The sequence below is a fragment of the Marinitoga sp. 1135 genome (assembly GCF_013363245.1).
In the GTDB taxonomy this organism is placed as follows: domain Bacteria; phylum Thermotogota; class Thermotogae; order Petrotogales; family Petrotogaceae; genus Marinitoga; species Marinitoga piezophila.
Map to the genome: position 1 here is coordinate 367,969 of NZ_LBEZ01000003.1, position 12,607 is coordinate 380,575.

Annotated in this window: 12 protein-coding genes; 9 read left to right on the plus strand and 3 right to left on the minus strand. The window is 30.3% G+C overall.

Translation table 11 applies throughout. From position 1 onward, the window contains the following. Window positions 1–15 precede the first annotated feature (15 nt). From nuoB to XO10_RS03225, 9 genes are all read left to right on the plus strand, one after another. Window positions 16–561, plus strand: a complete 546-nt coding sequence (gene nuoB / locus XO10_RS03185; protein WP_041638792.1) for an NADH-quinone oxidoreductase subunit NuoB — start codon at window positions 16–18, stop codon at window positions 559–561. Further along, on the plus strand, window positions 545–1,060 hold the full coding sequence (locus XO10_RS03190) for an NADH-quinone oxidoreductase subunit C (protein WP_014296134.1): 516 nt from the start codon (window positions 545–547) through the stop codon (window positions 1,058–1,060). The genes nuoB and XO10_RS03190 overlap by 17 nt, the downstream gene beginning before the upstream one ends. Beyond that, the gene (locus XO10_RS03195) at window positions 1,057–2,169 is read left to right on the plus strand and encodes an NADH-quinone oxidoreductase subunit D (RefSeq protein WP_014296135.1); all 1,113 of its coding nucleotides are present in this window, start codon (window positions 1,057–1,059) and stop codon (window positions 2,167–2,169) included. The genes XO10_RS03190 and XO10_RS03195 overlap by 4 nt, the downstream gene beginning before the upstream one ends. 13 nt (window positions 2,170–2,182) lie before the next feature. Continuing rightward, window positions 2,183–4,036, plus strand: a complete 1,854-nt coding sequence (locus XO10_RS03200) for an FAD-dependent oxidoreductase (RefSeq protein WP_014296136.1) — start codon at window positions 2,183–2,185, stop codon at window positions 4,034–4,036. A gap of 114 nt (window positions 4,037–4,150) precedes the next feature. Continuing rightward, window positions 4,151–5,656, plus strand: coding sequence for an NAD(P)H-hydrate dehydratase (locus XO10_RS03205; RefSeq protein WP_175421115.1), 1,506 nt, complete (start codon window positions 4,151–4,153; stop codon window positions 5,654–5,656). Beyond that, a complete protein-coding gene (locus XO10_RS03210) occupies window positions 5,649–6,746 on the plus strand; it encodes a hypothetical protein (RefSeq protein ID WP_175421116.1) in 1,098 nt (365 codons plus the stop codon). The genes XO10_RS03205 and XO10_RS03210 overlap by 8 nt, the downstream gene beginning before the upstream one ends. After that, window positions 6,733–7,386, plus strand: coding sequence for a thiamine diphosphokinase (locus XO10_RS03215; protein ID WP_014296139.1), 654 nt, complete (start codon window positions 6,733–6,735; stop codon window positions 7,384–7,386). The genes XO10_RS03210 and XO10_RS03215 overlap by 14 nt, the downstream gene beginning before the upstream one ends. Window positions 7,387–7,514: 128 nt before the next feature. After that, complete coding sequence (locus XO10_RS03220) at window positions 7,515–7,937, plus strand: MarR family winged helix-turn-helix transcriptional regulator (RefSeq protein WP_014296140.1); 423 nt, start codon at window positions 7,515–7,517, stop codon at window positions 7,935–7,937. Window positions 7,938–7,963: 26 nt separating this feature from the next. Continuing rightward, a complete protein-coding gene (locus XO10_RS03225; RefSeq protein ID WP_014296141.1) occupies window positions 7,964–8,965 on the plus strand; it encodes an NAD-dependent epimerase/dehydratase family protein in 1,002 nt (333 codons plus the stop codon). An 8-nt stretch (window positions 8,966–8,973) separates the two neighbouring features. Here the strand turns inward: XO10_RS03225 and XO10_RS03230 are convergent, their stop codons facing one another. The 3 genes from XO10_RS03230 to XO10_RS03240 are packed head-to-tail and all read right to left on the minus strand — an operon-like array spanning window position 8,974 to window position 12,599. Then, a complete protein-coding gene (locus XO10_RS03230) occupies window positions 8,974–9,825 on the minus strand; it encodes a methyl-accepting chemotaxis protein (protein ID WP_014296142.1) in 852 nt (283 codons plus the stop codon). A gap of 5 nt (window positions 9,826–9,830) precedes the next feature. After that, window positions 9,831–10,598: an MBL fold metallo-hydrolase gene (locus XO10_RS03235; protein ID WP_014296143.1), complete on the minus strand. Its 768-nt coding sequence runs from the start codon at window positions 10,596–10,598 to the stop codon at window positions 9,831–9,833. A 24-nt stretch (window positions 10,599–10,622) separates the two neighbouring features. Further along, window positions 10,623–12,599 carry a hypothetical protein gene (locus XO10_RS03240; RefSeq protein ID WP_014296144.1) on the minus strand — a complete coding sequence of 659 codons (1,977 nt, stop codon included), beginning with the start codon at window positions 12,597–12,599 and terminating at the stop codon, window positions 10,623–10,625. Window positions 12,600–12,607: the final 8 nt, after the last annotated feature.

Sequence of the window (12,607 nt, forward strand, 5' to 3'; positions counted from 1 at the left end):
ATAGACGTTAATGAAATGGATTGTACTGATACATTAACTTTCTGGGAAAAATTTGGAAATATATTCAGAAGCAAATCAATCTGGATGCTTCACTACTGTACAGGTTGTGGAGCTATGGAATTGCCTCCAACTATGACTTCAAGATTCGATATGGAAAGAATTGGTATGGCACCAATGGCAACACCAAGACAGGCAGATGTATTATTAATTACAGGATATCTAAGTGTAAAAACATTAAGAAGAATTATATATACATATGAACAGATGCAGAATCCAAAATATGTAGTAGGTTTTGGTTCATGTACATTAAATGGTGGAGTATATTACGATTCATATGCAGTTATTTCAAGGCTTGATTACTATATACCTGTAGATTTATATATTGCAGGTTGTATGCCAAGACCAGAAGCTGTAATGAGTGGATTTAAAAAACTAATGGATTTAATTAAAAAGGGTGAAGCTGTAGGATGGAAAAGATATCAAAAATATTATGATTGGTATAAAAAGAATCAGATTCGCGCCCTTGGGGAGGTGTATGTAAAAGATGAATTCCATGAATAATATAATTGAAGATATAAAAGCAAAATTTAATCCAGAATTTCATGAAATACCAAAGAAAAATCAAATATCCTTTGATTTTAAAAGCGATCAAATCCATGCAGTATTATCTTACTTAAAATCAAAAGGCTGGAAGCAATTAACAATGCTTACATGTGTAGACTGGATAAAAGAAAATAAATTCCAGTTAGTATACCTTCTTTTCAACTGGGATGAAGGTATTACAATTCAGGTTAGAACAAAAATAGATAGGGATAAACCTAATTTCAGAACTATAATAGACATCTTCCCTGGAGCAGAATATTACGAAAGAGACGTTCATGAATTCTTTGGTGTAACCTTTGAAGGTAATGAAAATGCAAATAAAGAACTATTCCTCGAATTATGGGATGATATACCACCTATGAGAAAAGATTTTGATCCACTTGCATATTCAAAGAAAAAATTCGATGTAAGAGATTATAAAGTTGATTTTATTCCGAAAGAAGGTGAAGCAGAATGAAAAGACAGGTAAAGTTATTCTTAGGTCCTAACCATCCAGGTATGCATGGTAACTTCAGTGTTCATCTATACGTAGATGGTGATATAGTTGAAAAAGCAAGACCATTACCTGGTATGCTTCATCGTGGATTTGAAAAATTAATGGAAAGAAGACTATGGATGAATAATCTTGCTTTAATACCAAGAATCTGTGTTCCTGAACCAGATATTAATGAAATGGTATATGCTCAGGGTGTTGAAACTCTTGCAAATATAGAAATACCTGAAAGAGCACACTGGATCAGAATGATAATTCTCGAATTAGCAAGAATTGCAAATCACTTAATGGCTTTAGGTGGAATTGGTGGTCCTACAGGATTGTATACAGGTCCTAACTGGGCTACATCAGATAGGGATTTAATACTTGATATGTTTGAAGAAATTACAGGTGCAAGGGTATACCATATGTATATTGTACCTGGCGGAGTTAGAAAAGATCTTCCAAAAGGGCTTGAAATGAAATTAGAAAAATACTTAGATTATTTAGAAAAGAGATTGCCAGAATATGAAGATTTAATTCTTAAAAACCCAATGGTTCAGGCAAGAACAAAAGACAATATAATCCTTCCAGAAGAAGTATGTTGGGAACTTGGTGTAACCGGTATTGGATTAAGGTCTTCATCAGGAAAACCATATGATATAAGAAAAGTTGATCCATATGCAAGATATGATGAAGTTGAATTTGACGTTCCAACAGCAACATATTCTGATGCATATACAAGGTTAACAATAAAATACAAAGAAATACAGCAGAGTATAAGAATATTAAGACAGGTATTGGATAAAATGCCAAAAGAAGGTCCTGTAAGAGTTAGTTTCTCAAGAGGTAGCGCACTAAGATGGAGAGTCCCAAAAGGACAGGTATTCAGCCATATTGAATGTGCTCGTGGAGAATATGGTTATTATATAGTATCAGATGGTTCAAATAAACCATACAGAATTGCGGTTAGAGGAGCATCATATCCACAGGGATTGCTTGGAATTGAAAAATATTTACCAGGAACAAGAATTGATGACGTTGCAATATGGTTAGATACTATGGGCGTATGTGCTCCAGAAATCGATAGGTAGGTGAGGTGAGAAAATGTCTGAAATAAATAAAAGTTTCTTTTCACCAGCAAAGGCTTGGAAATATTTAACAAAGAAACCTGTTTCAATTCCATTAGAAAATATTATTGATAATCCAAGAGAAGCTGCAGATAATTATAGAGGATTTCATACTAATGATTGGCAGACATGTATAGGTTGTGGTACATGTTCAAAGATCTGTCCAGCTGAAGCAATAAAAATGATAAGAATTCCTGAATTACCAGATGAGGAAGGTTCAAAACCAGAAAGACCTGCTTTTGATTATGGTAGATGTACTTTCTGTGGGTTATGTGTTGATATCTGTACCACAGGTTCTTTAAACATGTCAAAAGAATATGTACATCTTTCTCAGGATCCAAACTCATTCTTCTTCTTACCAAAAGAAGATGGTATACATCATATTAAATTCGACAAAGCATATCAGAGAACCGAAGAATCAGAATTACTTGATCTCGAAAGAGTTCCAATGGAAATACTTGATGCAGATACAAGAAAGAAATCTTTCTTAGAAGTTGTAAAAGGATTCTCAAAACAACAGGCAATAGAAGAAGCTGCAAGATGTGTGGATTGTGGTATATGTACAAAAACATGTCCTGCACATATGGATATTCCAGATTACATAAGAACAGTATATGATGACAATGTAGAAGAAGGTATGAGATGGTTATATAAAACAAACCCATTACCTTTAGTTTGTGGTAAAATGTGTACTCATAGATGTGAAACTGCATGTACTATTGGTCATAGAGGTGAAGCAGTTTCAATAAGATGGTTAAAGAGATATATTGTAGATCAGATTCCTGCAGAAGAATATGATAGAGTATTACAGCACAAACAGCAGATAATCAAGAAAGTTGACAAAAAAATCGCTGTTGTTGGTGGAGGTCCTGCAGGTTTATCAGCAGCTTATTATCTTGTACTTATGGGATATGAAGTTACAGTATTTGAAGCAGAAAAGAGACCTGGTGGTGTTTTAAATTACGGTGCACCTACCTACAGATTGCCTCTTGAATCATTTGAAAAAGACTGGAAATACATTGAATCACTTGGTGTAGAATTTAGATTAAATACAAAAGTTGGCGTAGATGTAACTCTTGAAGAATTAAAGGATAACTATGATGCTGTATTCCTTTCATCAGGTTTTGTTCTTGGAAGATCAACAGGAGTACCTGGAACAGATCATCCAATGGTAAAACAGGCAATGGTAATATTGAAAGATATGAAATACTATCTCACTGGCGATGGACCAAAACCATATATTCCAAAGAAACTGGTGGTAATTGGTGGAGGTAACGTTGCAATGGACGTTGCCAGAACAATGGTAAGATTACAGAACATAGAATATGGAAAATCAGAAGTGCATGTTGTAAGTTTGGAAAGAACTTTAGATGAAATGCCAGCTGATTGGGATGAAAAACATGAAGGTGGAGAAGAAGGCGTAATCTTCCATCCAGGTTGGGGTCCAATTGAAATAGTAACAGACGGAGACAAAATTAAAAAGGCAAGATTTAAGAAAGTATTATCTATCTTTGATGAAAATAGAAGATTCAATCCAAAATATGATGAATCACAGATTCTTGAATTAGAAGCTGACATGGTAGTTGAATCAATAGGTCAAATGCCTGATTATTCATACTTACCAGAAGAAATCAAAGAAAAAATTGAAATAGTAAGAGGAAGAATTAAAACAGATGAATATAACCAGGTTGTAGGTGTTCCATGGTTATTCGCAGGTGGAGACATTGTTCATGGTCCTGATATTATCCACGGTATAGCAGATGGTCATAAAGCTGCTCAGGGAATAGATTTCTATTTAACTGGTTATAACAAAGACAAAAAAGAACAATAAAAACATTTGTTTAAAAACCCGGGAATTAAATTTCCCGGGTTTTTTTTAGTCTTTATTATGTGGTAAAATTAAATTGAGACCTAAATTATACCATCCAAAAAGGGGGCTTTTTCTATGCATGTTTTAACCTCAACTGAAATGAAAGAAATTGATAAAAAAACTTCAACAGATTTTGGAATCACAGAAGAAGTATTAATGGAACAGGCTGCCATGGCCATTGTTGGTGAAATTCAAAAAGACTTTAATAAAAATTCCCATTTATTATTTATGGTTGGAACTGGAAATAACGGTGGAGATGCTTTAGCTGCAGCAAGGATTCTACACAATGAAGGATATGAAAACATAGAGGTATGTATTATAGGTGATGAAAATAAAGGTAGTAGATTATTTAAAAAGCAATTAAACACTTTAAAACAATTTGGATTCTTAGACTTTTTTGAATTTAATGTTGATTTCAAAAATCATGTTAGCACTGCAGATTGTATAATTGACGGTTTAATTGGTATTGGTTTAAATGGAAATACAAATGATTTAATTAAAGGCGTTATTGATATAATAAACACATTTAAACGTGGAAAGGTATTATCTGTGGATATTCCTTCCGGGATTAATGCAAATACTGGAGAAATAATGGGAAACGCTATTTTAGCCGATAAAACTATTACTTTTGGCAGTGTTAAATTGGGACATATATTCTTCCCAGGCAGAGAATATTCCGGAACTATAAAAGTAGCTCCGCTTTCTTTTCCAAAAAGTTTATTCAATATTTCCCATAGGGAATTAGTAACACCAGAAATGGTAAAAAAATTACTTCCCAAAAGACCTAAATTTTCTCAAAAATATGACTATGGAAATGTATTAATTTTAGCCGGTTCTTCTGAATTTCCTGGTGCATCTATTTTATCTGCAATTGGAGCTCAAAAAGTTGGAGCTGGACTTGTTAAATTAATTACTCCTACACCATTATCTTCATATGTATTAAATCATGAACCGGGAATTATATATAAATCATTAATGAAAGACAAATTCTCTTTAAAAGATTTTGACTTAATCTCTAAAGAACTCAAAAAAGCTTCTGTTATTGTTATAGGACCTGGTCTTGGACGCTCTGATGAAACCATGCAATTTGTAAGAAATGTAGTTGAATATTCAAGAGTACCTATTGTCGTTGATGCTGATGCATTATATGCAGTTGATTCATTAAGTTTAAGAAAAAATATAGTATTAACTCCTCATGTTGGTGAAATGAAAAGAATTGTAAGAACAGATGAAATTAATATAAGACAGAATTACGAATACACAGAAAAGTTTGCAAAACATAAAAGAGCCACTATAGTATTTAAAGATGCTACAACAATTATTACTAACGGCGAACGAACATATTTCAACATTACAGGTAATACAGCTTTAGCAAAAGGCGGAAGTGGTGATCTCTTAACGGGTATTATTGCAGGTTTGGTTTCTCAAGGACTTGATGTAATGGAGGCAAGTATTGTTGCTTCTTATCTTTCTGGAAGAACAGCAGAAATTATAAGCGATGAGATTACTGAATATTATACAACACCTCTTGATATTGCAAAAAATCTATATAAAGCTATATCGGAGGTACTGAATGTATAAAAGCAAATTATTGCAAAAACTTGGCCAAAAACAATTATTAACTCAAAAACAAATTCAAGCTTTACACATAATACAGATGCCTTTATCAAAATTAGAAGAAGAGGTAAATAATCTGATTCTTGAAAATGTATTTTTAAAAATTGAAAAAAACGATATGGAATTATATAGTCTCGATCGTATGGAATATATAACAGAACAAATAAGCGAAAAAATAAGTTATATTGAAAAAATTAAACCTATATTTCTTGCAATTATACCAGATCATTTAGAAAAGGCTGGAGAAGAAATTCTTAATTATATAGACAACAAAGGCATTTTATCCGTTACGAAAAAAGAACTTTTTAAAAAACTTAAAATATCTAAAAAAGATTTAAATTTATTATTGTATACACTAAAGGAATTAGGTCCAACAGGTTTTGCAGAAGAATCATTGGAAAAAGCCATTGAATTACGAAAAAAAAGCGGTGAAATTGGATTGCCGTTATCTTCTCTGGAAAATCTGGACAATATTTCATATATTAATTCATCTCCAGATATTATTTTCTATAAGAAGGGAAATAAAATAATCTGGGAAATAAATATACCTGAACTTCCAGAAGTTGACGAAATATATTTAAATAATCTAAAAAAATTAAATGACAGAAAAACCCAAAAATATATTGAAAAAGAAATGGAAAAACTTTCTTTATTAAAAAGCTCATTGAAAAAAAGAAAAGAATACATGGAAATACTGGCACAATTTATTATTGATACAAATAATGAATTTTTATTAAAAAATATTAATCCCAGGAAATTTGGAATACGTGAAGTTGCAAATCATCTAAATATTTCACCTTCCACAATGAGTAGAATTGTTTCAACGAAATATTTTATGAATACAAATAATATTATATTCCCTTTTTCTGTTATATTTAATACAAAAGACTCCCAGAAAAACACCAGAAAAATTATATTCGATTTTATAAAAAAACATATGAATCTTTCTGATAGCAAAATATCATCATTATTAAATTCGGAATTAAATATAAAAGTTTCAAGAAGAACAATAAATAAATACAAAAATCTAATAAAAAGAGGTGAAGATAATTAACGCATTTATAATTTCAGGTGGAGAACAAAAAAGTGATTTAAGTTATTATAAAAGATTAATAGACAATTCGGATATATTAATAGCTGTAGATAAAGGCATTGAAATATTTCAAAAACTCCATATTGAACCTGATTATTTAATCGGAGATCTTGATTCTGCATCTCAGGAAAGCATAGAATGGGCTGAATCAAATGGTGTTGAAATAATAAAATATTTGCCAGAAAAGGATTTTACTGATATTGATCTCGCTTTTAAATTTGCTATTGAAAAAGGTGCTGATAATATTTTTGTTTCAGCGTTTCTCGGTGAACGTCTTGACCATATATTAGGAGCTTTATTCTTATTATCAAAATACAGGGATATTGGTATTATTTTTGAAGAAGAGTTTATCGAAATATCCAGAATATCCAAAAAATTCTCAAAAACAGTTTCTATTGGAGAAACATGGTCTATTCTTTCACTTACTGAAAAAAGCAATAATATTACTTTAAAAGGTTTTAAATATCCTTTAGAAAATGGAATATTATACTTTAATAATCCCATAGGAATAAGCAATATAACAGAAAATGAAAAAATTGAAATTACATATAGCAATGGAATCCTAATATATATTCGCTGGAAAACAAAAGATATAAAATAAAAGATTTTATAGGGCATTTGTAAAATGCCCTATTTTTTATTTTTAAATTATTAAATTTTTGAACTATTTTAAAATTTAATAGTCTAAATAATTGATTATAAAAAATTACAACTATAGAGGTGATTAATATGCAACTTTCAGAAAAGGATATTTTAAATATGTTATTTGATCTTATGTCCAATTTCACAAAAATAATATCAAATTTTTCAGAAGCAGAAAAATTAAGAACTATAGAATTTTATATAATTGTTTTTCTTGGACTAAAAGGACCTCAAAAAATGGCAAAGATAGCTGAAATATTCAGCACAACCAAAAGCAACGTTACAAATATTATAGACAGTCTTGAAGAAAGGGAATATGTTATAAGAAACAGATCAAAAGACGACAGAAGGGTTATACTAATAGAATTAACAGAAAAAGGGAAAAATGTTTTTAATGAAACAACAGAAAATTTCAAATTAATTTTCGAAGATTTTATGAAAAAAGTATCTAAAGAAGATTTTGAAATCATTGAAAAAGGATTTGAAAAAATAATAAGTTTATACAGATAGTTTTTAAACTTATGGAGGGGGATTTTATGATTTTAATTACAGGAGCCACCGGGCATATTGGAAATGTACTGGTAAAAAAATTATATGAAACGGGAGAAAAAATACGTATCTTCGTTTTACCGGATGAAGATATAAGTATTTTTAATAACATGGATATGGACATTGTCTATGGAGATATTAGAAATAAAGATGATGTGCTAAAAGCAACAGAAGGAGTCAACAAAATATTTCATCTTGCTGCAATAATTTCCATTTTACCCTGGAAAAATGAAAAGGTATACTCAGTAAATATAGGCGGTGTGGAAAATATTTTAAATGCTATGAAATTTCATAATATCAAAGACCTGATTTATGTAAGTTCTGTTCATGCATTTGCAGAAATAGAACGTGGAGCTACGATAGACGAAGAAACACCCATTTCGCCTAAATTAACCACAGGAGCATATGGAAAGTCAAAGGCTATCGCTACGCAAAAGGTTATTGAAGCAGGTGAAAAAGGAGAAATTAATTATAAAATATTATTCCCAAGTGGCGTTATTGGACCATATGATTATAAGCTTTCAGAAATAGGAAAAGTAATAAAAGACTTTTTAGATGGAAAAATTAGATATTGTGTTGATGGAGTATTTGACTTTGTAGATGTTAGGGATGTAGTTGATGGGATTATTGCTGCATCAAAGCTCAATAAAAAAAATGAAAAATTTATTCTAAGTGGTGAAAATATAAGCATGAGAAGATTTTTTAAATATCTAAACTCTATTACGGAGAAAAATGAAAAAATTAAATTTATCTCCCCTGTGAATTCTTACATTATTTCATACGGAAGTGTTTTGCATCATCTATTTTCCAATAAAAACCTCATTTTTAGCCCTTATACAGTTCATACATTAACTGGATATTATAAATTTTCCAGTGAAAAAGCAAAAAAAATTCTACATTATAATCCTCGAAGTATATATACTTCACTGAAAGATACAATAAACTGGATAAATAATTATTATATATTGAAAAACAAAGTGGCTCTCTAAGAGAGCCACTATATTTTTATATCTTTTATCTTTTTTTGCATCATTAAAACATTTTTTATAACTGAGTTTAGCATAGAGATAGTATTTATAAGATCCATAATATCTTCTTTTGACATATTAAGATTTCCTATATTATCCTCCAATATTAATGTATTGGATTGAAGATTATTAACCAGCTCTTCTAAAAATCTCTCATTTTTTTCAAGAATTTCAAGAGAACCTTCGGTAACCCCTGCTACCACACCAAACAATTCTGCAATATAATTAATCTTTTCCAAAACATTCTTTATCTCCTGAGAAAGATAATTAATCTTCTCATTTATCTGTTTGGCACTTTCATTTGTTTCCTGCGATAATTTCTGAATTTCTTCTGCAACCACTGCAAAACCTCTTCCATGTTCTTTTGCCTTTGCAGCTTCAATTGAGGCATTAATAGATAACATATTTGTTTTTCTGGCAATTTTATTTATATTCTTTGTTATTTCCATTACTTCATCAAAACTGCTTAATGCCTCTGATACCATATTTATAGATTCATTTACATCTGTTTTTACCTGTTCAAGGTTTCCACCTATATTCTTTAACTTTTCTATTATACTCTGATTCAGTTTAGATATTTCCTCTTTTTCATCGAAACTGCGTTTAGACATTTCTTCAATCTCATGAGCAATATGATTGGTATTTTCAATTGTTTCTATAATCTTATTACCAACCTGTTCAGTTACGTCCTTTGCTGTTTCAAATCTGTCTCCCAATACCTCGTCAAGGTTTTCTATAAATGATGTTAAAACATTTTCATGATATATTCCCTGGGCTAATTTTTCAATTGTATTTTTTAAGGATCTATTGTTATCCGACATAACTATCACATCCCGTATATATCATCTATTAAATCTACTCCACATTTTAAATTCTTAAACCAATCAAGGAATTGCTCATATTCCCTCTTTTTAAACAATAATCCATGTTGAGGTGTCATCATTTCTACATCAAGTTTTGATACAATGGACACCCATTTTTTTGCTGCAATATTTGAAGCCATGTATCTTTGATGGAAGCCTACCATATGTTTTGAGTAGTCATCAAAATTCTCTACAAAATACTTACTTTCAGATGGCTGAACAACTCCAACACCAATATCTCCAGAAAATAATATTTTTGCAATAGGATCATATACTATAAAATTACCAAGAGAATGCAAGAAATGTGCAGGGATTATATCAAGATAAGCACCATCTGGAAATTCAATTTTACCCCCTTTATCTTCTAAAGGCACCAGAGACGATGAATCAAAAACACCAAAATGAGGTAAAAATCTTTCCCACAATGCTGAAACATAAAATCTTGCATTATTTAATGTAGAGCTCCACAACGCTATACCAGAGGATACATCTGGATCCTGATGTGAATAAAATACACCTATAATATCATCTGTATCAATATATTCTGATACATTTGCCAGCACCCTTGGAAAAACATGAACTCCTCCAGGATCAAGCAAAACACCTTTTCCCTTGTGAATTATTAAAAACTGATTTGTAAATATCCCTTCAAGGTTATTCTTTTCTACTCCAAGATATATATATTTGTGGTCATCATTTTCAAATAACACTATAGCTTTTGAGTTATCCATTGTTATACCCCCTCAAACTAATTATTAATTTATATTACCAAATGTCATCCAGAAAATCTTTTTTACAAATACAGGATTACCAGGATTTGTAATATTAAATATCATTAAACCATTTTTCCCATCTGCTACATATAGGTAATCATCCTTTACAAATAAATCCTTTACTATTCCAGGTGTATTAACTCTGGAAATTATATTACCATTTACTGTATCAAAAATAACAAATCCATTTTCACCTAATGCTGCAAACCCTATATTATTAAAGATTCTAACTTTATTCACACCCTGATTATTAAAAGAAAATACCTTCTCAATTGATACATTTTCAGGATTTGAAATGTTTATTTTATAAACGCCTGGATTACCAGCTGGAATAACTGTTGAATTTGACAATTTATATTTCCAGTCAACAGCCACATATGCATAATCTCCTGAAACTTCTATATCTTTTGCAAAACCATTTATTCTAAATTTTGGTTTTACTCTTTCAGCTGCTTTACCATCAAACTTAAATACTTCAAATCCAACATCATCTGTTGCAAGGAATATATAATCATTTACTTTAGCAACATCCATGCTTCTTCCTGTTACTCTGTTAATTGATAAAATCTGAGGTTTCTCTTTATTTGTTATATCAAGAATTACAAGATCTTTATATCCATCTGCTATAAATGCTTTATTTCCTTCAATGATAAAATTATTTGTATAGCCAAGAATTACATTGTTATTTTCTTTAACGTCTATATAATTGGATAATACTTTAGGTTCCTTTAAATTTGAAATGTCAAAAATTGTAAAACCATTTTGTCTATCTGCAATATAAGCATAATTATATTTTGAAAATACATTTACTGCATCATTTAATGTTTTTTCAAGACGTCGAGGCAAAAATTTAAGGTTTAACGTCTTCTTCGATGAAATTTCAACAGGATTTTCAGGATTGCTTATATCAAAGATAATCAAACCATCTTTTTTATCTGATGCATAAAGATAATTACCTGATACATAAAGCCCTTGAAGGTCTGTATGATTATTATATATCTTCACAAGTTCAGGCTTTGCAGGATTGGAAAGGCTATATACTTCAAGACCACCCCAGTTATCTGTAACTACTAAAAAGTCATTATCAACAATTTTAAGATCTATAGGTGTATCAAGTGTATAATGCCTATATATAGGTTGAATTTTATCTTTCTTATTTTTATTAACTGCTGGACTGTTTATATCGTTTAGATTGTATACTTCAAGACCATACCATCTGTCAGTAACGTATAAATAATTTCCATGTTTTAATATTGCATTAGCTCCTCCACCTGTATCAACACTCTTTACTAAAAATGGTAACAATTTAAAGGATATATCAAATATTGAAATACCACTTGCACCATCAAGAGTATACAAGTGCTCACCATCTATATAGATCTTTTGAACATCTCCACCTGTTTTTAAATGCCTCATATATTTATATATACCATTACTCTTTGAATATATTGCCAACCCTTTTATTCCATCAGCAACATATAAATAATTTCCTGCAAATGCAAAATCATATGTTTCACCAATTGAATTTATTCTTAATTCCTTAACCACTTTATTTTCTTTTATTTCAAAAGGTATAATCTCATTTTTATATACAGAAACATATATTTTTCCATTATACTCCTTAATTTGTGTTGGATAATCCTTTAAAGAAAATACTTCTGAATTTCCATTGGTTAAATTAATAAAATAAACTTTTCCGGATTTTAACCCAATGATTATATATTCGTCATTTTTATAAAACGTAGTTACTTTAGAATCAAAGAAAACAGGAATATTTTTTGATTTTATAATACTTGGGTATGAAGCTATTAATTGTGGAGCCATTGGATTTTCAAAGTTTATTACACTTACCCCTTCTTCAAAACTGTTTATAAACAGCGGTTTTGTTGGATTTGCTATTACCAGTATAGATAATAATAGCATTAACGCCATTGAGAATGTTAGTTTTTTTATTTTCACTAAACTTC